The sequence below is a fragment of the Hydrogenophaga sp. genome, assembly GCF_011390835.1.
Taxonomy (GTDB): domain Bacteria; phylum Pseudomonadota; class Gammaproteobacteria; order Burkholderiales; family Burkholderiaceae_C; genus Hydrogenophaga.
On sequence record NZ_JAABRQ010000008.1, the window covers coordinates 97,455 to 119,076 of the forward strand.

15 protein-coding genes are annotated in these 21,622 nt (G+C 64.5%); 7 read left to right on the forward strand and 8 right to left on the reverse strand.

Annotation, left to right across the window (positions count from 1 at the left end; all coding sequences use genetic code 11):
* Positions 1 to 5 precede the first annotated feature (5 nt).
* The gene (locus tag GPT34_RS06970) at positions 6 to 1,400 is read right to left on the reverse strand and encodes an MAC/perforin domain-containing protein (RefSeq protein ID WP_291010536.1); all 1,395 of its coding nucleotides are present in this window, start codon (positions 1,398 to 1,400) and stop codon (positions 6 to 8) included.
* A 382-nt stretch (positions 1,401 to 1,782) separates the two neighbouring features.
* Here GPT34_RS06970 and GPT34_RS06975 point away from each other — a divergent pair, with 382 nt between their 5' ends.
* Positions 1,783 to 2,211 carry a CBS domain-containing protein gene (locus GPT34_RS06975; RefSeq protein ID WP_291010537.1) on the forward strand — a complete coding sequence of 143 codons (429 nt, stop codon included), beginning with the start codon at positions 1,783 to 1,785 and terminating at the stop codon, positions 2,209 to 2,211.
* A gap of 287 nt (positions 2,212 to 2,498) precedes the next feature.
* Here the strand turns inward: GPT34_RS06975 and GPT34_RS06980 are convergent, their stop codons facing one another.
* From GPT34_RS06980 to GPT34_RS06995, 4 genes are all read right to left on the reverse strand, one after another.
* Positions 2,499 to 3,458, reverse strand: a complete 960-nt coding sequence (locus GPT34_RS06980; protein WP_291010553.1) for an alpha-E domain-containing protein — start codon at positions 3,456 to 3,458, stop codon at positions 2,499 to 2,501.
* A gap of 51 nt (positions 3,459 to 3,509) precedes the next feature.
* Positions 3,510 to 4,955, reverse strand: a complete 1,446-nt coding sequence (locus GPT34_RS06985) for a circularly permuted type 2 ATP-grasp protein (RefSeq protein WP_291010538.1) — start codon at positions 4,953 to 4,955, stop codon at positions 3,510 to 3,512.
* Positions 4,956 to 5,220: 265 nt separating this feature from the next.
* A complete protein-coding gene (locus tag GPT34_RS06990) occupies positions 5,221 to 5,364 on the reverse strand; it encodes a hypothetical protein (protein ID WP_291010539.1) in 144 nt (47 codons plus the stop codon).
* Between the two features lie 263 nt (positions 5,365 to 5,627).
* Positions 5,628 to 5,834, reverse strand: coding sequence for an MBL fold metallo-hydrolase (locus GPT34_RS06995; protein WP_291010540.1), 207 nt, complete (start codon positions 5,832 to 5,834; stop codon positions 5,628 to 5,630).
* A 414-nt stretch (positions 5,835 to 6,248) separates the two neighbouring features.
* Here GPT34_RS06995 and GPT34_RS07000 point away from each other — a divergent pair, with 414 nt between their 5' ends.
* The 5 genes from GPT34_RS07000 (at position 6,249) to GPT34_RS07020 (ending at position 14,840) form a co-directional block, all read left to right on the forward strand.
* Positions 6,249 to 9,710, forward strand: coding sequence for a transglutaminase family protein (locus GPT34_RS07000; RefSeq protein WP_291010541.1), 3,462 nt, complete (start codon positions 6,249 to 6,251; stop codon positions 9,708 to 9,710).
* 23 nt (positions 9,711 to 9,733) lie between these two features.
* The gene (locus GPT34_RS07005; RefSeq protein ID WP_291010542.1) at positions 9,734 to 10,441 is read left to right on the forward strand and encodes a mobilization protein; all 708 of its coding nucleotides are present in this window, start codon (positions 9,734 to 9,736) and stop codon (positions 10,439 to 10,441) included.
* A 115-nt stretch (positions 10,442 to 10,556) separates the two neighbouring features.
* Positions 10,557 to 13,163: a circularly permuted type 2 ATP-grasp protein gene (locus GPT34_RS07010; RefSeq protein ID WP_291010543.1), complete on the forward strand. Its 2,607-nt coding sequence runs from the start codon at positions 10,557 to 10,559 to the stop codon at positions 13,161 to 13,163.
* A 67-nt stretch (positions 13,164 to 13,230) separates the two neighbouring features.
* Complete coding sequence (locus tag GPT34_RS07015) at positions 13,231 to 14,259, forward strand: transglutaminase family protein (protein ID WP_291010544.1); 1,029 nt, start codon at positions 13,231 to 13,233, stop codon at positions 14,257 to 14,259.
* Between the two features lie 110 nt (positions 14,260 to 14,369).
* On the forward strand, positions 14,370 to 14,840 hold the full coding sequence (locus GPT34_RS07020; RefSeq protein ID WP_291010545.1) for a RidA family protein: 471 nt from the start codon (positions 14,370 to 14,372) through the stop codon (positions 14,838 to 14,840).
* Between the two features lie 42 nt (positions 14,841 to 14,882).
* Here GPT34_RS07020 and GPT34_RS07025 read toward each other — a convergent pair whose 3' ends face one another.
* Genes GPT34_RS07025 through GPT34_RS07035 form a run of 3 tightly spaced genes read right to left on the reverse strand, consistent with a single transcriptional unit; the run spans position 14,883 to position 20,341 of the window.
* The gene (locus tag GPT34_RS07025; protein WP_291010546.1) at positions 14,883 to 16,001 is read right to left on the reverse strand and encodes a crosslink repair DNA glycosylase YcaQ family protein; all 1,119 of its coding nucleotides are present in this window, start codon (positions 15,999 to 16,001) and stop codon (positions 14,883 to 14,885) included.
* A 4-nt stretch (positions 16,002 to 16,005) separates the two neighbouring features.
* Positions 16,006 to 18,354 (reverse strand): DNA topoisomerase IV subunit A, encoded by a 2,349-nt coding sequence (parC, locus tag GPT34_RS07030; RefSeq protein WP_291010547.1) that lies wholly within the window; start codon positions 18,352 to 18,354, stop codon positions 16,006 to 16,008.
* A gap of 16 nt (positions 18,355 to 18,370) precedes the next feature.
* Positions 18,371 to 20,341 carry a DNA topoisomerase IV subunit B gene (locus tag GPT34_RS07035; protein ID WP_291010548.1) on the reverse strand — a complete coding sequence of 657 codons (1,971 nt, stop codon included), beginning with the start codon at positions 20,339 to 20,341 and terminating at the stop codon, positions 18,371 to 18,373.
* Positions 20,342 to 20,508: 167 nt separating this feature from the next.
* Here GPT34_RS07035 and GPT34_RS07040 point away from each other — a divergent pair.
* Positions 20,509 to 21,622, forward strand: a 1,114-nt coding sequence (locus GPT34_RS07040; RefSeq protein WP_291010549.1) for an MFS transporter, incomplete at its 3' end; no start/stop codon positions are given.

Below are 21,622 nucleotides of genomic sequence, written 5' to 3' on the forward strand. Positions count from 1 at the left end.
CAACGCTAGCCCCCGGGCTCGAACGTCCAGGTCTGGCGTTTGGTCTTGTCGGTGCTGAGGTAGTTGTCTTTGTCGGTGCAGAGGTACTGGTCGGCGTAGGCCTCGTTGCGGATCCACACCGCGTCCCCGTAGTGAATGGTTTCGCCAGGTCGGCCCTTGGGTTTTTCAACGATCCAGTTGGTCTTGGAGCCGTAGTCGTCCCAGTAGTACAGCTGGTGTGCGTTGCCAAACGCGCCGAGAAAGGTGCGCGCCTTCCACTTGCCTTTCCAGACTTCCGTGGTCTTGATGCTGAGCGAACTGCCGTGCGTCAATGGGCGGTTTTCGCCATCGAGCAAAAGCGTGATCGCCTTGTTGCCCATCTTGGCGTAGTAATAGCGCGTAGCCGATTCCGAAGCGGCGATGCAGCGGTCGTCGGCGTTGCGCAGTTTGACGCGCGCATTCTTCCTGACGACCACCGGTGAGGGCGGCGGCGCCGGGTCCTCGAGCAGCAGCGGATTGGTCTGCGCCAGCATGTAGGGTCCCCAGGCTAGCTCCAGCTCGGCGCGGCGCTCAGGTGTGGCGGCCAGCTCATAAATGGGCACCAGGCCGCCGCGTCCAAAGTCGGCGATGGACACGAAGTCTGGCACGCTCTCGGCCCATTGCCGGTAGTGCTCGGCGGCATTGCCCTTGGCGTCCATGATGGCGTTGGCCTTGGCCGGGTCACCTCCCATCACGCGAATGTGGCGGTTGCCCGAGACCTGGTTGAGGTCGTCCTTGCTCACCGCGCCATTGGACGCTTCCCCTTTGATCAGCTCCAGGTAAGACGCCTTCACCGCCGCGCTCATCTGGAAATTCTGGGTGACCTGGGTGGTGTTGACGTAGCTGGAGAAGAACACGCGGGCACCGATGAGCACCGAGCGCAGGTAGTGGGTGCCGTAGGTCTTGAACAGGTGCTCGGACTCGGCGCTGGCGATCGCCTCGGCGGTTTCGGGCAGCAGGGCGGCGGTGTCCTTGAGGCTGAGCCGGTGGTAGGCCTGTACCGCCTTGTTGGTCGCGTAGACGTTGCTGCTGTTGTTGAGCACGTCGTTGCTGAATGCGCCCGAGACCTCTCCCGAAAAACCTTCGTAGGCGCCGGACAGCGAGATCTTGGCTGATAGCTGGTTGAAGTAGCTGCTGCGCGTTTCACCGTAGATCAGCGTTTCGTCAAAGCTGGGAGCCTCCTGCACCTCGACCACGCTGAGGTCAGAGAGATCAAACAGGGGTTTGAGCACGCTGCGTGGATCGGCGTAGTGGGCCCAGCCTTCATAGCCTTTGCCCAGGAACTCCAGAGCGCCCTTGATGGCGTGCTGGTCCATGAGCGGCGCCTGGTCTGGGGATTCTTGCGGGGAGGTGGGCGCACCAGCGCCGGGTTGGTCGGACATGTCGTGTCTCCTGCAGAGGTGGAACGTCGGGACGGAGAGGCACCGTACCACCCTGGTCCACTGGCGAAAACCCCTGACCTTGGACACTGCGTCCACCGATGCGCACATGAGCGGGCGAAGACCGACCCCAGCTGCACGCGGGTGTTGGGCCCCTGAACACTCGAGAAGCTGTGCTGCTTCGTATGCTGAGACGCTAGACAACATGCACCAGAGGTTCGGCGTGATGGCAACGCTTTCCCTGACGGCCACTGCAGCGGACACTGGCGCCGGGTGACCAGAGCCCCAATCCCTACGATCCGATTGTGATGAGCAGACGCATCACAATCACGGTACGCTCATGCGAGCGCGCACACATTCACCTCGCCATCCAGGAGACACCGCCATGAAGTCCGTTGCCGAACTGCTATCTGCCAGAAACTCACCGCTGTGCACCGTGTCGCCCGATGCGTCGGTGTTCGAAGCCCTGCAAATTCTGGCCAAACACGGCGTGGGTGCGCTGCCGGTGGTGGAAGGCGACAAGTTGGTCGGAGTCGTGTCAGAGCGTGACTACACCCGCAAGATCGCGCTGGAAGGCAAGAACTCGCGAGAAGCTCGGGTGGCCGACATCATGACCCGTGAGGTGCTGGTGGTGAAGCCTAACTCGCGCGCCAGGGAATGCATGGCGCTGATGAGCTCAAAGAAGATTCGGCACCTGCCGGTGGTGGACGGCGAGCGCCTGGTCGGCATGCTGTCGATCCGCGACATCCTCGACGCCATCATTGCCGACCAGCAGTCCACCATCGAGCAGCTGGAGAGCTACATCCATTCCTGAGCGCCGCGCCAGTCGCTCCTTGGCGGCATCTAAACCAGCGTGGCGTTGGGGTGGATGTCCTGGAAGCCAGCAGGAAGCTGCTCACCCTGGCACATGTCGACCGACACCACCTCGCCAGGCTGGCCTGGGTTCCTCCGACCTGAGCGCAGCCTCGATCGGGCTGCGCGGCAATCAAACTCCATCCGCGCATCCGAGCGCAACGGCGGAGTTCCCGGGTCAATCTAGAGCCTGATCACACCCGCCGGGCCGCTGCCCAGTGCCCTGGCCGCGCAAACCGCCAGTTTGCATCAATTGGTTGGCACTAGGAAGTCTTTGCTGATGCTCATGCCCAGCTCGTTGACGCGGTCGAGAAACTGGGTGAGGTAGGCATGCAGACCTGTGGCGAGGATTTCATCGATGCGCGCGTACTGCAGTTCGGCCTTGAGCTTGCCTGCGCGGCGCTGGGTCTCCCCGGACATGTCGTTGGCGACGATGCCAAGGCGGTCGACCACCTCGTTGATGCAAGTGGCCATGCTGCGCGGCATGGCCGGGTTCAACACCAGCAGTTCGGCCACTTTCAGCGGCGTGATCACATCGCGGTAGACCTTGCGGTAGACCTCGAATGCGCTCACGCTACGCAGGATGGCACTCCACTGATAGAAGTCGAAATCTTCTTCCATCGCAGCCGCATCACTGGTGTGGTCCTGGTACGCCGCGTGGTATTTCACGTCGAGCAGGCGCGCGGTGTTGTCGGCGCGCTCCAGAAAGGTGCCCATGCGGTAGAAGTGGAAAGCCTCGTCGCGCAACATGGTGCCGATAGCCACCCCGCGCGACAGGTGCGAGCGGAACTTGACCCATTCGAAGAACTGGCTCGGATCGCGCTCGAAGGCATTGCCTTTGAGCATGCGAGAAAGCTCTAGCCAGGTCTGGTTTTGCGTCTCCCAGAATTCGGTGGTGAGCGTGCCGCGCACGGCGCGTGCGTTTTCGCGTGCGCCGCGCAGGCACGAGGCAATGCTGGAGGGGTTACGCTCGTCGCGCACCATGAAATCGAGCACGTTAGCCGCAACGATTTCAGCGCCGTATTTTTCCTTGTAAGCGGGCATGAGCTCGCTGATGCGCAGCAGGCCTTCCCAGCCAGCCTGGGCTTCGTGGCTGGACTGCGGCATGAGCGAGGTGTCGTAGTTCACATCCAGCAAGCGCGCGGTGTTTTCGGCGCGTTCGGTGTAGCGGGACATCCAGAAAAGATGATCGGCGGTTCTTGACAACATCATGGTGTTTCCTAAAGGGGTGGAAGGCGGTGAGCGGCGTGGGTGACGCGCTCAGCGGCCTTCCATGATCCAGGTGTCCTTGGTTCCGCCGCCCTGCGACGAATTGACAACCAGCGAGCCTTCCTTGAGGGCGACCCGGGTCAGGCCGCCAGGCACCATCTGCACCTCGGTGCCCGAGAGGACGAAGGGGCGCAGGTCGATGTGGCGTGGCGCGATGCCTTCCTTGACATAGGTGGGGCAGGTGGACAGTGACAACGTGGGCTGGCCAATGTAGCCATCAGGCTTGGCGAGGATGGCCTTGCGGAAGTCCTCGATCTCGGCCTTGGTTGACGCGGGTCCCACCAGCATGCCGTAGCCGCCAGCGCCGTGCACCTCCTTGACGACCAGGTCCTTCAGGTTGTCCAGGATGTACTTCAGCTCGTCCGGTTTGCGGCCCATGAACGTCGGAACGTTGTTGAGGATGGGCTTCTCGCCCAGGTAGAACTCGATCATCTTTGGCACATAGGGGTAGATTGACTTGTCGTCGGCCACGCCCGTGCCCACCGCGTTGCAGATATTCACGTTGCCGGCACGGTAGGCCTCCATGAGACCCGCACAGCCCAGCGTGGAGCCGGGGCGGAACACCTTGGGGTCGAGGAAGTCGTCGTCAACCCGGCGGTAGATCACATCGACGCGCTGCGGGCCCATGGTGGTGCGCATGAAGACAAAGTTGTCCTTGACGAACAGGTCTTGCCCCTCCACCAGTTCCACACCCATTTGCTGGGCTAGGAACGCGTGTTCGAAGTAAGCACTGTTGTACATGCCCGGAGTGAGCACGACCACAGTCGGTGAGCCAGCCGCAGCGGGTGGCGCCACGGCGCGCAGGGTTTCGAGCAGCAGGTCGGGGTAATGCGCCACCGGCGCCACGCGGTTCTGGCTGAACAGCTCGGGGAACAGCCGTACCATCATCTTGCGGTCTTCCAGCATGTAGCTCACGCCGCTGGGAACCCGTAGGTTGTCTTCCAGCACGTAGTACTCGCCCACGCCGTCGGCGTTGGGCGCCCGCACCATATCCACCCCGGAGATGTGTGAATAAACGCCGTTGAAGAGATCGACTCCCTTCATCTCAGGCCGGTACTGCGCGTTGTTCAGGATCTGTTCGGCCGGGATATGACCCGCCTGGATGATCTCCTGATCGTGGTAGATGTCGTGTAGGAAGCGGTTGAGCGCGGTCACGCGCTGCACCAGTCCTGCCTTCATGTTCCGCCACTCGTCATTCGGGATGATGCGCGGGATCACGTCAAAGGGAATCAGCCGTTCCATGCCCGAGGCGTCTTCATCCTTGTCGCCGTAGACAGCGAAGGTGATGCCCACCCGCCGGAAGATGACTTCAGCCTCTTCGCGCCGGTCGGCCATCACTTCGGCCGGCTGCTGAGCAAGCCAGCGCGCATAAGCCTCGTAATGGGCACGAACCTCACCAGGCGAGGCATACATTTCGTCGAACATCGGTCGTTTCATGGGATTTTTCTCCTGTTTGGAGCATAGCAAGGTCTGCGCCAGCGCTCGGAAAGGTCGAGACCTTTGGCGGCGCAGCGAGGTTTTTTGCGTGCGTTCAATCGGAATCCAGCGCAGTCTAGCCACGGGCCTCGGCACCATCCGGCTCTTGCGATCGGTGGTGCCGGTAACGCTGCAGCCGCATGCGCTCACACAGCACCACTTCAGGCTGGTGGCTGCGCCAGGTGGCGGTGCTGCAATCGGGCGAAGTGACTCGACCCAGGTCGCGTTACCGGTAGCGGGCCAGCACCTCGGGCGCCGGGTGCCCGAATCGGTTGCGGTAGCCCGACTGCACCAGCACCCAGCGCAGTTTCAAGGTGTTGAGCAGCACCGGGCTGCTGGAGCTGCGACTGCCATGGTGAGGTGCCAGCATCAAGGTTGCGTGCAGGTCGGGTTGCGCCAGCGCTAGACGGGTTTCGCGCTCGGCGTCAAGGTCGCCGCTGAGACTGGCGGCTTAGTCGCCGGCGCGGATCAGCAGCGTGCACGACATGGCGTTGCTGCTGAGCAGGCCGCTGCCGTCAGTTCGGTAGTGCGCTGGCCGGGGTGCAGCATGTCGAACGCCACCCCGTCCCACACGCAGCGCAGTCCAGCACGGCAGGGGTCTTGACAATAGGAGGGCAGCCAGAGAGCCTGCGGTCAGGCGGAGCGTACCGCTTCGGCACCGCCAGCATGGTCGCTGTCGCGGTGGCTGATCACCACCGCATCGGGCCGTTCACCCAACGCGCGCAGCAGCGGCAGGATCACGCACTGACCAGCGTCGCCTTCCGGCGAGTAGCGGGGACCGGCGTCAAACAGCAGGCTGTGCCCGGCGGCTAGCACCAGCACGGCGCTGCCCTGCCCCACATCGATGGCAGCACCTCAAACGCGCCGGGCGGGGGTCGTGGCGGGCTCCTAGATAGCGCAGGCAACAGCACCAGTCCCGCGCCGCGCACCACGACCGGCCAGCGCAGCAGCACACCGCCCAGCACCGCCGCCAGCGCGTACACAGACCATGGCCAGAGGTCGCCTGCTGGAGCTGCAATGCCGCCCCCAGCACCCAGGCCAGCGGCAGCACCAGCCAAGCTCCACCTAGGGTCCCCACACCCATCTGAGAAACAGCTAACTGGCCACCGGTAATCGCAGCTAAACGACCGTGCCAACACCCCCTGGCGTGGGAGTTGCTAGTATGGGCGGGCTATCCCGGCGGCTTTTTGGTCCCCGCGGATTCATGTTTTTTTGCCCCCCTTTGATTCTTCCTGATCCTCTGAAAGCCCCTGTATGGCCATTCACGCTGCCCTGAGCCACATTACTCATTATCAGTACGACCGCCTGGTCGATCTAGGCCCGCAGATCGTGCGGCTGCGCCCCGCGCCGCACTGCCGTTCAAAGATCGTTTCATACTCGCTCAAGGTCGAGCCAGCAGGGCATTTCGTCAACTGGCAGCAGGACCCGTTTGCCAACTACCAGGCTCGCCTGGTATTTCCCGACAAGGTCAGTGAGTTCAAGGTCACTGTGGACGCGGTCTTTGAAATGGCTGTCTACAACCCGTTCGACTTTTTCCTGGAACCTAATGCCGAAGAGTTTCCGTTCACCTATGAGCCAGAGCTCAAGGAAGAGCTGGCGCCGTACCTGACGCCCGAGCCGGCCACACCGCTGATCCAGGCCTACCTGGACAAGATCGACCGCACCAAGCGGCGCACGGTCATTTTTCTGGTCGAGCTCAACCAGATGCTCAGCCAGGACATCAAATACCTGATCCGCATGGAGCCGGGTGTGCAGACGCCCGAGGAGACCCTGAAACTGGCTAGCGGCTCGTGCCGCGACTCGGGCTGGCTGCTGGTGCAGCTGCTGCGCCACTGCGGCTTGGCCGCACGCTTCGTCTCGGGCTACCTGATCCAGCTGAAGTCGGATGTGAAGGCGCTGGACGGCCCCAGCGGCACCGAGGTCGACTTCACCGATCTGCACGCCTGGTGTGAGGTCTACCTGCCTGGCGCCGGCTGGATCGGTCTGGATGCCACCTCCGGCCTGATGGCCGGAGAGGGCCACATTCCGCTCGCCTGCACACCCCTGCCCTCGGGCGCAGCGCCGATCGAAGGGGGTGTAAGCAAGAGCGAGGTGACCTTTGCGCACCACATGGGCGTGACCCGCATCTACGAATCACCGCGTGTCACCAAGCCCTACACGGAAGAACAGTGGGCTGCGGTGATGGCCCTGGGCGACACGGTAGACGCAGAGCTGCTTGCGAACGACGTGCGCCTGACCATGGGCGGAGAGCCCACCTTCGTGGCGGACAGCGACCGCGATGCGGCCGAATGGAACACCGATGCCATGGGGCCGACCAAGCGTGGCTTTGCCACCGAGCTGGTGCACAAGCTGCGCGACGAATACGGCCAGGGAGGCTTCCTGCACTTCGGTCAGGGCAAGTGGTACCCGGGCGAGCAACTGCCGCGCTGGGCACTCAACATCTACTGGCGCGCCGACGGGGAGCCGGTCTGGTCCAACCCGGCGCTCTTTGTGGACGAACGCCATCCCACGCACTACACGAGTGAAGACGCCCAGCGCTTCACGCAAACCCTGGCGCGCAGGCTCGGCATCACCGACGAGTTCATGCAAGGCGCCTACGAAGACGTCTGGTACTACCTGTGGCGCGAGCGCCGCCTGCCGGTCAACGTCGACCCCTTCAACTCGCGCCTGGACGACGAGATGGAGCGCGTGCGGCTGCGCCGCGTGTTCACCCAGAAGCTGGACTCGGTAGTGGGTTACCTGCTGCCGCTAAAGCCATCGGCATCCAAGCGTCCGGGCGACGCGCGCTGGACCACCGGATCCTGGTTTCTGCGCGACGAGCGCCTGTACCTGATGCCGGGTGACTCCCCCATGGGCTTGCGCCTGCCGCTGGACTCCCTGCCTTGGGTCAATGAGGCCGACTACCCTTACCTGGTGGAGCAGGACCCATCGGTTCCGCGCAAGCCACTGCCGCTTCACAGCGCCATCGCCGCGCGCTACGTGGCGGGTACCGATCGGGCGGGTGAAGCCCCGCGCAAGCTACAGACCCCCAATGGCATGGCTTCCCGCATCCCGACTTTGACCGCGCGGGCCGACGGACAGGTCGAGCCGGCCAACTTCGACCGCGCGCCCGCCCTCAACGAATCTGCTGAATGGATCACCCGCACGGCGCTGTGCGTGGAGGTGCGCGACCCACGCCGAGCGAGTGGCCCCAAGGCCGAAATGGTGGGCAAGGCGTCTGCGGTGCTGTACGTCTTCATGCCACCGCTGGAAAAGCTGGAGCACTATCTGGAGCTGCTGGCCGCCATCGAGGCCACGGCCGAAGAGCTCAAGATGCAGCTGGTCCTCGAAGGCTATCCGCCACCACGCGACCCGCGCATGAAGCTGCTGCAGGTCACCCCCGACCCGGGCGTGATCGAGGTCAATATCCATCCGGTGACCCATTGGCGAGAGCTGGTGAAGAACACCGAGTTCCTTTACAAAGCGGCATTTGAGTCGCGCCTGTCGGCCGAGAAGTTCATGACCGATGGTCGCCACACTGGCACCGGTGGCGGTAACCACTTCGTGATGGGCGGCGCAACGCCTGCCGACAGCCCGTTCCTGCGCAAGCCCGAGCTGCTGGCCAGCTTGCTGCTGTACTGGCACAACCACCCATCGCTCAGCTACCTGTTCAGCGGCATGTTCGTCGGCCCCACCAGCCAGGCACCACGCGTGGACGAGGCCCGCAATGACCAGCTCTACGAACTGGAAATCGCCATCGAGCAGATCTACAAGAACCGGGAGGTCTACGGCCAGACCATGCCGCCGTGGATCGTCGACCGCACGCTGCGCAACATCCTGATCGATGTCACCGGCAACACGCACCGCAGTGAGTTCTCGATCGACAAGCTGTATTCGCCCGACTCGGCCACCGGCCGCCTGGGTCTGCTGGAGCTGCGCGCATTTGAAATGCCACCGCACCCACACATGAGCAGCGCGCAACAGCTGCTGCTTCGGGCGCTGGTCTCGCGCTTCTGGAAAACGCCATTCCGGGCGCCGGCTACTCGCTGGGGCACCGAGCTGCACGACCGCTTCATGCTGCCGGCCTTCATCCAGCAGGACTTTGCCGACGTGATCGCCGACATGAACCGCGCCGGCTATGCGTTTGACGCCAGCTGGTTTGCCCCGCACTACGAGTTCCGCTTCCCCATGATCGGTTCGATTCAATCAGCCGGCATGGAGCTCACGCTGCGCAATGCGCTGGAGCCCTGGCATGTGATGGGCGAAGAAAGCGCGGCCGGCGGCAATGCTCGCTATGTGGATTCGTCGCTGGAGCGCATCGAAGTGCGCATGACCGGCATGAACCAGAGCCGCTATGTGGTGACCTGCAACGGCAAGGCCTTGCCGTTGCAGAACACCGGTACCGTGGGTGAGTACGTGGCCAGCGTTCGCTACAAGGCGTGGAACCCGCCGAGCAGCCTGCACCCCACCATCGCTGTGCACGCACCGTTGACATTCGACATCGTCGACACCTGGTCCAAGCATTCCATCGGCGGCTGCGAGTACCACGTGGCCCACCCCGGTGGTCTGAGCTACGAGAACCTGCCGGTGAATTCGTTTGAAGCGGAGAGCCGCCGGCTTTCTCGCTTCAAAGCCATGGGCCACACACCTGGGCCAATGGTGATTCCTCCAGCCACCATCCACGTCCCCGGCAGCCGCGAGTTTCCGTTTACCCTCGACCTGCGCCACCCCAACTGAGCAATCCCAACTCCAACCTAACCATGGCAACTCTCAATTTCATCGGCGGCGAAAAAGGCGGTGTCGGCAAATCCGTGGCCGCTCGCGTGCTGGCGCAGTACTTCATCGACAAGGGTCAGCCCTTCACCGGCTTCGACACCGACCGGTCCCATACCTCGTTCGCCCGCTTTTACGCCGACTACGCCTCACCAGTTGTGGTGGACACCTACGAGGGCCTGGACCAGGTCGCGAGTGTCTTCGAGGAAGTGCCGGCCAGTGGCGTTCGCTCCAGCGTGATCGTTGACCTGGCCGCGCAAACCGCGGCCCCGCTGTCGCGCTGGATCCGCGATTCCGATCTGCTGCCGCTGCTGGCGAGCATGGGGGTCACGGTCAATTTCTGGCACATGGCCGATGCTGGCCGGGACTCGGTCGACCTGCTGGATCGCCTGGTCAACACCTTTGGCCCGGGTCCCAACTACTTCGTGGTGAAGAACGAAGGCCGGGGCAGCGACTTTTCGCAGCTGGAGCACTCTCCGGCACTGAAAAAGGCCATTGCCCTGGGCGGGCGGGTCGTGACCCTGGGCCAGCTGCACGAAGCCAGCATGCGCAAGATCGATCGTCGCAACGCCAGCTTCTGGTCGGCCATCCACACCACCACTGGTCCCGATGCCCTGGGCATGCTGGAGCGACAGCGGGTAAAAACCTGGCTGCGCAACACCTACGCCACCTTCGACACCCTGCCACTGAACTGATCCGATGGTTCAACCGGGCCTGGCGACCAGATTCGGGGCAGCTTGTGTGCACCATGCAACAACGCGCCCGCGCTGAGCGGTTGCGGGCCGGGCGTACCGGGCATACTCAGCCGCAGTGACACCCGAACCCACCGACTCCCTGTTTGGCGACCTGGGTCCCGGTACGCCTGCCGATTGGGCGCTTTCGCTCTCCATGCCGGCCGACCGAGGCCACCACGACGAGCTGCGCGGGGCGGCCATCAAAGGTCAGGGGGCGCCCGCCGCGCTTGCGCCCACCTGGTCCAGCTTTTTTCAACACATCGGTGCCGACGGCTTCAAAGACCTGAACCGCCGACACGACAACCTGCAGCGCCAGATTCGCGACAACGGCGTGACCTACAACGTCTACGCCGATGCCGACCGCGGCCTGCGCCGGCCATGGGCGCTCGACCTGTTCCCGATGATCGTGGGGGCCGACGACTGGGCCCAGATCGAAGCTGGCGTGCTGCAGCGCACCCGCCTGCTCAACGCCATCATGGCCGACATGTATGGGCAGCGCGAGCTGCTGCAAAGGGCAATGCTGCCCGCCGCGCTCGTGCAAGGCCACCCGGGGTACCTGCGCGCCATGCAGGGCGTGACACCGCCCGGGGGCACCTGGCTGCACATCGTGGGTTTCGATCTCGCGCACGGTCCCGACGGCCGCTGGTGGGTGGTGGGCCAGCGCACCCAAGCCCCGTCCGGGCTGGGTTATCTGCTGGAAAACCGCATCGCGATCGCGCGCCAGTTTCCCAAGGCCTTCGCCGGCATGAAAGTGCAGCGGCTGGCCGCCAGCTACCGAGCGCTCGTCGAAGGCATCAAACAGCTCACGCCCGAGGGCGAAAACGCCCGCATCGCCCTGCTCACGCCGGGGCCCTACAACGAAACCTATTTCGAGCACGCCTACCTTGCGCGCTACCTTGGCCTCACGCTGGTCGAGGGCAACGACCTCACGGTGCGCGACCAGCGCCTCTTCCTCAAGACCCTCAAAGGCCTGGAGCCGGTGCACGCCCTGATCAAGCGGCTGGACGACGAGTGGCTAGATCCGCTAGAGCTGCGCGCCGACTCGACGCTGGGCGTACCAGGCCTGCTGCAGGTACTGCGGGCGGGTAACCTGGTGCTGGCGAACGCGCCGGGCTCGGCGCCGCTGGAGTCCAGCGCCCTGCTCGGCTTTCTGCCCGCCATCAGCCGCCACTTGCTCGGCGAAGAGCTGCAGCTGCCCTCGCTGGCCACTTGGTGGTGTGGCGAAGACGCGGCGCTGCGCGAGGTGTTGCCGCTGATCAAGACCAGCGTGATCAAGCCCACCTACCCACGCTCCGGGCAGGACACGGCCATGGGCCAGAGCCTGAGCCCACGCGAGCTGGACGAGTGGTCGGGCCGCATGGCGCGCCACCCGGAAGACCACACGGTCCAGGCATGGCTGCCGCTGTCGCAGACCCCGACCTGGGCCAACGACCGCCTGATGCCGCGCTCGGCCATGCTGCGGGTTTTTGCGCTGGCCGATGGCCCCAACTCCTGGCGGGTGCTACCCGGCGGTTTGGTTCGCCTGGCGCCGCGCGGTCAGCTCATCGCCGCCATGCAGCGCGGTGGTAGCAGCGCCGACTGCTGGGTGCAGACCGAGGGCGCGGTCGACCACACCAGCTTGCTGCATTCGGCGCCCAGCACGCTGGCGCTGGCCAGCCAGACCCGCACCGTGACCAGCCGCGCTGCCGAAAACCTGTTCTGGCTAGGGCGCTACACCGAGCGCGCGGAAAACTCGATCCGTATCGCCCAGATCGCGCTCGATGAACTGGGTGGCGAAGAAGCCAACTCGCCCAGTGTGCTGGCGTGGCTCAGCGCCATGGCCCAGGAAAACTCGCTGGTGCTGGAGGACACGCCGTCGGCCGAACAATCGGTTCGCGTGTTCACCCGCTCGCTGGTGGCCAACCTCGCGCCGACCGACCCCAAGCTGGCCGCGCAGTCCTTCAGCGTGGGCCACAACCTGCGCGCGCTGAAGGGAGCCGCTTCTCAGGTACGCGAGCGTTTGTCCCAGGAACAGTGGAAGCTGGTCGAGCGGACTGAAGCCACCTTTGCGCGCGACTGCGCCGCCTTGTCGGTCGATGCCGACTACGTGGGCGCCGAGGCGCGCGCAGCCCTGCAAAGCGCGAGCGAACTGCTGGCGGCCATCACCGGCTCGCAGACCGATCGCATGGTGCGCGACGACGGCTGGCGCCTGCTGTCCATGGGCCGCCATATCGAACGCATGATCACCCTCTCGCGGGCCCTGGTGCTGGCGATGGAACACGGCTGTGTGCACGATGCGGCCGGCTTCGAGGCAGTGGTGGCCCTGTTCGACAGCACCATCACCTTTCACGCCCAGTACCAGCAACGGCGCGATATGGTGGCCCTGGTCGACCTGCTGGTGATGGACCGCGACAACCCCCGCTCGCTGGCGTGGGTGGTGCAGACGCTGCGCGCTCGCCTGGGCAAGCTCGCCATCAGCGCCGCCCCGCAAGATGCCGCTCTGGCCCTTGCCCTGCCCGACCCCGACACATGGGTGCTGGCCGACCTGAGCAACTGGCAGCGTGCGCCCGACGGCCAACGCAGCTGGACCGCATTGACCGACCTGCTGGAGTCCTGCCAGGTGGCCGCTGGCGCGCTCTCGGAAGAGATCACGCACCTGCATTTCAGCCATGCAGACCGGCGCAACCAGACGCTGGGGGCATGACCATGTCACGGCAAGCGGCCTCTCGCCTTCAGACCTGGCCCCCAGCGACCTTGCGCGGGGGGCTGTCGTGAGGCTTCGCATCCAGCACGAGACGCTGTACGACTACCAGGGCACGGTGGCGCTGGCCCAGCACATGGTGCACCTCACGCCCCGCGAGGGCGCGGGTCAGCACGTGCTGCACCACCAGATCCAGATCACGCCCGAGCCTGCGGCCCGCAGCGAGACCATCGACGTGTTCGGCAACCTGCGCACCTTCTTCTCTCTGCAGGCCCCCCACGAAACCCTTCGGGTTGATGCCCAAAGCGAGGTGGAGACCTGTGAGCCCTGGCAGCTGCCCGACAGTCCGGCCTGGACCGTGCAGAGCTGGGAGTGGCTGCGCGAACATTTCCGCTACCGCGTCCAGGCGCCCTACGACCCGGCCAGCGAATTCCTTTTCGCCTCGCCCTACGTGCCGCGCGACGATGCCTTTGCCGCCTTTGCCCGGCCGGTGTTCACCACGGGTTTGCCGGTGCTGGAGGCAGCGCGCGCGCTGATGGAGCGCATCCACACAGACCTCACTTACGAGACAGCCAGCACCGAGGTCAACACCCCGGCGCTGCAAGCGCTGGAACAGGGTAAAGGCGTGTGCCAGGACTTTGCGCACATCATGCTCGGCTGCCTGCGCAGCCTGGGTCTGCCCGCGCGCTATGTCAGCGGCTACCTGCTGACGCAGCCACCACCCGGCAAGCCGAGACTGGTCGGCGCCGATGCGTCTCACGCCTGGGTGGCGCTGTATGTGCCGCTACCGGTCGGGTTCATCGCGCCCGATGGCGCACCAACCCACGGCCCAGGCGCCTGGTTCGACTTCGACCCCACCAACAACCGCTGCGGCTGGGGCAGCCCTGGGGAAGACTACGTGACCCTGGCCGTGGGCCGCGACTTCTCCGACGTTTCGCCCATGCGCGGCGTGATCCAGGGCGGCGCAGGCCATGAGCTGGAAGTGGCGGTCACCGTGGCGCCACCCGAAGAATGGGACCAGCTCGCCAAGCGCCCCCCTGCGGCAGAAGCGACGCAAACGCAGTCTCAGTCGCAGTCGCAATCCAAAACGCCTGGCTGAAACGGCGCGCCAGTCGAGTCCCCTGCCAGGTTCGCGGCTTCACCCGGCTCAAGCCCGCCCATAGAATGAAGTGAGCCGACTATCCCTTACCGCACCCAGGAGACATTCCCATGAGCATCTACGACAAACTGGCCGAGCTCAAGATCGAGCTACCCCCGGTGTCCGTCCCGGCCGCCGCCTACGTGCCCTTCGTGCAGACCGGCAACCTCATCTTCCTGAGCGGGCACATCGCCAAAAAAGACGGCAAGCCCTGGGTCGGACAGGTCGGCCTGACCATGACGACCGACGAAGCCAAAGGGGCAGCGCACGCGGTCGCCATCGACCTCATGGGCACGCTGGCCGCCGCTTGCCTAGCGGGTGGAAAAACGCTGGACGATGTGAAGCGCATCGTCAAGGTGCTGAGCCTGGTCAACAGCACCGCCACCTACACCGAGCAGCACTTGGTCACCAACGGCTGCAGCGAACTGCTCGGCCAGGTGTTCGGCCCGCAAGTCGGCGCACATGCACGCAGCGCCTTTGGCGTGGCGCAGCTGCCGATGGGGGCTTGTGTGGAGATCGAGCTGATTGCTGAACTGGGCTGATGAATCACGAGGCTCGGCGAAATTCGTCCGACATCGAGGCGCTCACGAATTGGCTCTATCAATACCGCCCTGCGCCAGAAAATCCTCAAACTCACCCAGCGCTTCGTCTAGCGCGGATTTGAAAGCTGCGCCTTTGGGTCGCGCACCCACAAAACCCAGTTCATGTTGCAAGCGCTGGCCTTCCACGCGCAGGTTGGCCCAGCCCAGCATCTGCTCGCCCCACAACACGGGCAAGGCATAGTGGCCCATGGTGCGTTTGGGTGCGGGCACATAAGCTTCGAATCTGTAGGCCCAGCCCCAGAGCGACTCAAACCGGCGCCGGTCCCAGACCACGGGGTCAAACGGGGCCAGGAGGCGCAGCCGATCGTCGGGAGCGAAGCGCCGCGAGCGCGGGTTTTCATCTGCGGGCCAGAACCAGCTTTGGCCTTCCACCTTGGCGTGGCCATAGCGGCTCTCAGCGAGCTTGAGCGCCTCGCGTACCTGGGTTTTCAGATGGGGAGCACCGTAGGCCAGCAGGCGCGACAGATAGGCCAGGCTTGCCGCAGGCAATGGCGCATAGAGCGCCACCACGCGATCCAGCAGACCCTGCGCCCGCTCGCGCTTCGGCGCCGAGCTGTCGTCCTGCGCCGGGTGCTCCACCGCCTCGAACACCCGCGTGCCGGCCTCGCGCCGCTGCACGCGCAGCAAGCCCCGGTAGTGCATGTCGTCCAGCAGGTGCGTGGTGGCTTGCAGGCTGCTGCCCCAGGCGCTCACGGCCCTGCCGTGGTCGGCAAACTCGGCCTGAACCTGCTTGGGATGGCAAGCGCCGTGTTCGCGCACAAAGGCCAGCAACTCGGCAGCGCGGATCCGGGTGCTGGCGTCCCAAGATTGGCGCGGCTCGCGCGGATGTAACAGGGCCAGCGTCTGGCGCGGTAGAAAACCGTAATTGACGAAGTAGTCTTCGTCCACATCGAGCTGCGGGTAGCGCCGCTCCAGATCGCCCGCGCGGTAGCCCTTCACCCGCAGGCGCAAGATCAGGTCTTGCGCACGCGCTGGCGCGCGCATCGGATCTGCCTGCACGAAGCCGAGTTGGCGAATGGCTGCGGGCAGCGTGGTGGGCTTGAACAGGCTGCGCGTGATGGCATAGCGGCGAAAATCGTCCAGCGTCGGCACCCCGGCCAAGGGGCTACTCCACCCGCGTCACGCGGTTCGGCTTGAACCCCAGGTCGGCCGCCTTGCCTTTGCGACCGCGGGCAGCGCGCGCGTTGTTCAGGCTGCGGATCTCCAGCGTTTCGTCGCGAGCTTTGCCACCCCGGCCAATGCCTTCGATCTTCACGCTGCGCGTGTAGGCCGCTGCGCCGGCCAGGGTGTCTTTGGCTTCCAGGTCGATCAGCATCAGGCCCCGACCGCCCTTCTCCATCACCTTGAGTTCACCGATCTCGAAGGTGAGGATGCGCCCGCCGGTGGACGCACAGGCCACGTGGGTCGCTGCCGCCAGCGGCTGGCTGCCCGAGGAGTTGGTCGCATGCGAAGGCGTGCACACGGTCTCGCCTTCGCCCACGCTGATGAAGGTCTTGCCTGCGCGCTGGCGCGAGACCAGATTGTCCACGCTGGCGAGGAAACCGTAGCCACCGGTGCTGGACAGCAGCAAAGTAGCCGCGCCAGGGCCAGCAAAGTAATGCACGGGCTGGGTACCGGATTCAAGCTCGATCAGCGTGGTGATTGGCTGACCATCACCGCGCGCGCCGGGCAGGCTGGCCACCGGCACGGAGTAGACGCGGCCATTGCTGCCAAACACGATGAGCGTGTCGACGGTGCGGCATTCAAAAGTGCCGTACAACCCGTCGCCGGCCTTGAAGGCAAAGCTGCCAGCTTCGTGGCCGTGGCCGTTGCGCGCGCGCACCCAGCCTTTGCTGGAAATGACCACAGTCACAGGCTCGTCCACCACCTTGATCTCGGCCACGGCTTTTTTTTCGGCCTGGATCAGGGTGCGGCGGGCATCTGCGAAGGTCTTGGCGTCGGCCTCGATCTCTCTCACCATCAGGCGCTTCAAACTGCCAGGGTTACCCAGAATGTCTTCGAGCTTGCCCTGCTCTTCGCGCAGGTTGCTGAGCTCCTGCTCGATCTTGATCGCTTCCAGTCGTGCGAGCTGGCGCAGCCGGATTTCCAGAATGTCTTCGGCCTGCCGATCGCTCAGTTTGAAGCGTGCGATCAGCGCAGCTTTGGGCTCGTCGCTCTGGCGAATAATGGCAATCACTTCGTCGATGTTGAGCAGGACAAGCTGACGGCCCTCCAGGATGTGGATGCGGTCCAGCACCTTGTTCAGGCGGTGCTGCGAGCGGCGGATGATGGTACCCTGGCGGAATTCGATCCACTCGGTCAACATCAGCCGAAGCGACTTTTGCGTGGGCCGACCGTCGATGCCGATCATGGTCAGGTTGATCGGGCTGGAACTTTCCAGACTGGTGTGGGCGAGCAGCGCGGTGATGAGTTCCTGTTGCTCGATGCGGCTGCTCTTGGGCTCAAACACCAGGCGCACTGGCGCGTCTTTGCTCGACTCGTCGCGCACGCCGTCGAGCACCATGAGCATGCTGGCCTTGAGCTGCGTCTGGTCCTGACTCAGCGTTTTCTTACCCGCCTTCACCTTGGGGTTGGTGATCTCTTCGATCTCTTCCAGCACCCTCTGCGTGCTCACGCCCGGCGGCAGCTCGTTGACCACCAGGTTCCACTGGCCGCGCGCGAGTTCTTCGATCTTCCAGCGCGCGCGCACCTTGAGACTGCCGCGGCCGGTGCGGTAAGCATCGGCTATATCCTGACTGCTGCTGATGATCTGGCCGCCACCGGGGTAGTCGGGCCCGGGCACGATGGCCAGCAGCTCGTCGTCGCTGAGCTTCGGCGTTTTGATCAGCGCCACACAGGCGTCTGCCACCTCGCGCAAGTTGTGGCTGGGGATTTCAGTGGCCAGACCGACCGCGATGCCCGAGGCGCCGTTGAGCAAATTGAAGGGCAGGCGCGCCGGCAATTGCTTGGGCTCCTCGAATGAGCCGTCGTAGGTGGGGATGAAATCGACCGTGCCTTCGTCGATCTCGTCGAGCAGCAAACCCGTGATCTTGGCCAGCCGCGCTTCGGTGTATCGCATCGCCGCTGCGCCGTCGCCATCGCGCGAGCCGAAGTTGCCCTGGCCGTCGATCAGCGGGTAGCGCTGCGAAAAATCCTGCGCCATGCGAACCAGTGCGTCGTACGCCGCGCTGTCGCCATGGGGGTGGTATTTGCCCAGTACATCGCCGACCACGCGTGCACTCTTGACGGGCTTGGCCGCCGTGTTGCGGTTGGGCCCACTGAAGCCCAGCCCCATGCGCTCCATGGAGAACAGGATGCGCCGCTGCACCGGCTTCTGCCCGTCGCACACATCGGGTAGCGCCCGGCCTTTCACGACCGAAAGCGCGTACTCGAGGTAGGCGCGTTGCGCGTAGTTGGCCAGGTTGTCTTCGCCAGGCGCATCGGCCACCGGCTCCAGATTCAGTAGATCGTCCATCGATTCAATTCAGTCTTCAAATATCCACGTCGACCGAGTCGCCGTGCAATTCCATTAGTTCACGGCGCGACGCCGCTTCGCCTTTGCCCATGAGCTTGGTGATCAGCGCTTCGGTGCCCGCAAAATCCATCGACCCCAGCGACACCGGCATCAGCCGGCGCGTGTCGGGGTTGAGCGTGGTGTCCCAGAGCTGCTCGGCGTTCATCTCGCCCAGGCCCTTGAAGCGGCTGATCTGGCACTTGTCGCGCGCCACGCCGTCTTTTTCAGCCTTGTCCAGGATGGCGTGCAGTTCGCCGTCGTCCAGCGCGTACTGCTTGGCAGCCGGTTTCTTGCCGCGCGCGGGCACGTCAACCCGGAAAAGGGGCGGACGCGCCACGTACAAATGCCCGGCTTCGATGAGCTTGGGAAAGTGGCGGAAAAACAGCGTGAGCAACAGCACCTGGATGTGGGAGCCATCCACGTCAGCATCGCTCAGGATGCAGACCTTGCCGTAACGCAAACTGCTGAGGTCAGGCGTGTCCAGCGGCCCGTGGGGGTCCACGCCGATGGCCACCGCGATGTCGTGAATCTCGTTGTTGGCAAACAGGCGGTCGCGCTCGACCTCCCAGGTGTTGAGTACCTTGCCGCGCAGCGGCAGGATGGCCTGGCACTCCTTGTCGCGCCCCATCTTGGCGCTGCCGCCGGCCGAATCGCCCTCGACCAGAAACACCTCGTTGTGAGACAGGTCGCGGCTTTCGCAATCGGTCAGCTTGCCAGGCAGCACAGCCACGCCCGAACCCTTGCGCTTCTCGACCTTCTGACCCGCTTTCTGGCGGCTTTGCGCGGCCTTGATCGCCAGCTCGGCCAGTTTCTTGCCGTAATCAACATGCTGGTTGAGCCAGAGTTCCAACGCCGGGCGCACGTAGCTGCCCACCAGGCGCACCGCATCGCGCGAGTTCAGTCGCTCCTTGATCTGGCCCTGAAACTGCGGATCGAGTACCTTGGCGCTCAGCACATAAGAGGCGCGAGCAAACACGTCTTCGGGCAGCAGCTTCACGCCTTTGGGTAGCAGCGCGTGCAGCTCGATGAAGCTCTTGACCGCCTGAAACAGGCCATCGCGCAGACCACTTTCGTGTGTGCCGCCAGCGCTGGTAGGGATGAGGTTCACATAGCTCTCGCGCACTGATGCGCCGTCTTCGGTGAAGGCCACGCACCAGGCCGCGCCTTCGCCTTCGGCAAAACTGTCGTGCCCGCTGTCGGCAAAACCTTCGCCTTCAAACAGCGGAATCACCGGTTCGCCGTTGAGCGTCTGCTGCAGGTAATCGCGCAGGCCGCCCTTGTACAGCCAGGCCTGGGTGTCCTTGGTCTTCTCGTTCACCAGCGTCACGCTCACGCCCGGCATCAGCACCGCCTTGCTGCGCAGCAGGTGCATGAGTTCGGCCATCGGCAAAGCGGCGGACTCGAAGTACTTGGCATCGGGCCAGGCGCGCACCGTCGTGCCCTGCTTGCGGTCGCCCTCGCCTTTGGGTCTCAACACCAGCGGCTCGATCACGTCACCGGCCGAAAATGCGAGTTGGGCCACCTGGCCTTCGCGGTAGCTGGTCACTTCCAGGCGCGTGGACAGCGCATTGGTCACGCTAACACCCACGCCGTGCAGGCCGCCCGAAAAGCTGTAGGCGCCGCCCTTGCCCTTGTCGAACTTGCCGCCGGCGTGCAGCCGGGTGAACACCAGTTCAACCACCGGCGCCAGCTCTTCAGGGTGCAGGCCAAACGGGATGCCGCGCCCGTCGTCCTCCACGCTGACCGAGTGGTCGGTGTGCAGCGTGACCTTGATTTTCCGGCCGTGTCCGGCCAGAGCTTCGTCGGCCGCGTTGTCCAGCACCTCCTGGATGATGTGCAGCGGGTTATCGGTGCGGGTGTACATGCCCGGGCGCTGTTTGACCGGCTCCAGGCCCTTGAGGACGCGGATGGAGCCTTCGGAATACGCAGAGTTGCTTTGGATCGCCATGGGGGCGGATTGTACGGGTCCTCCGGCAAAAGACTGTATGAAGATACAGACCGAGAATCCGTCGCTGGGAACGGCTGGGCTTGAGGGCGCAGCCACCCCGGCAGCGTCGCGAGCCAACTGACACCTGGGCGCGCACGCGACGGCGGCAGATTCGATACAGTCGCCCGATGTCTTCCCTTTCCGCTGGCGCTCCGCGCCTGTCCGCCGTCCAGGTCCTGCTATGTGGCGCTGCCATCGTCACCCTGTCCATGGGCATTCGCCACGGCTTTGGTCTCTGGCTGCAGCCCATTACCCAGGCCCAGGGCTGGACGCGAGAGAGCTTTTCGCTCGCGATCGCGGTGCAAAACCTGTCCTGGGGCGTGTTCGGCATCTTTGCCGGGATGGCGGCAGACCGTTTTGGCGCCATGCGGGTGCTCATGGCCGGCGCCGTGCTGTATGCGCTGGGCCTGGTGGGCATGGCCCTCACCACCACCGCACTGGGCTTTGCGCTCACCACCGGCGTGCTCATCGGAGCGGCACAGGCGGGCACCACCTATGCAGTGATTTACGGCGTGATCGGACGCCAGATTCCGCCCGAAAAACGCTCCTGGGCCATGGGGGTGGCGGCGGCTGCAGGCTCTTTTGGCCAGTTCCTCATGGTGCCGGTGGAAGGCTGGCTGATCAGCGGCTTCGGCTGGCAGGCAGCGCTGCTGATCCTGGGTGGATCGGTGCTGCTGATCATGCCGCTGGCGCGTGGTCTGCGCGAGCCTGGTTTTGTGGGTGGAGTGGCACCGCCGCGCGAGCAAACGATTCTGCAGGCGCTGGGCGAGGCCATGCGCTACCGCAGCTTCCAACTGCTGATGGCAGGCTACTTCGTGTGCGGCTTCCAGGTGGTGTTCATCGGCGTGCACATGCCGAGCTACCTGAAGGACAACGGCCTGTCTCCCGAAGTGGCAAGCTACGCCCTGGCGCTGATCGGCCTGTTCAACGTGATCGGCACCTACGCCGCTGGCGCGCTTGGCCAGCGCGTGCCCAAGCGCCACATCCTGGCTTTCATTTACCTGGCGCGCGCGGTGGTCATCACCATCTTCCTCGTGGTACCGCTCACGCCGATGAGCGTGTACGTGTTTTCATCGGTGATGGGCCTGCTGTGGCTGTCCACCATTCCGCCAACCAATGCCACCGTGGCGCAGATCTTTGGTGTCGCCCACTTTTCAATGCTCGGCGGCTTCGTGTTTTTCAGCCACCAGATCGGCAGTTTCATGGGGGTGTGGCTGGGCGGTGTGTTGTACGACCGTACCG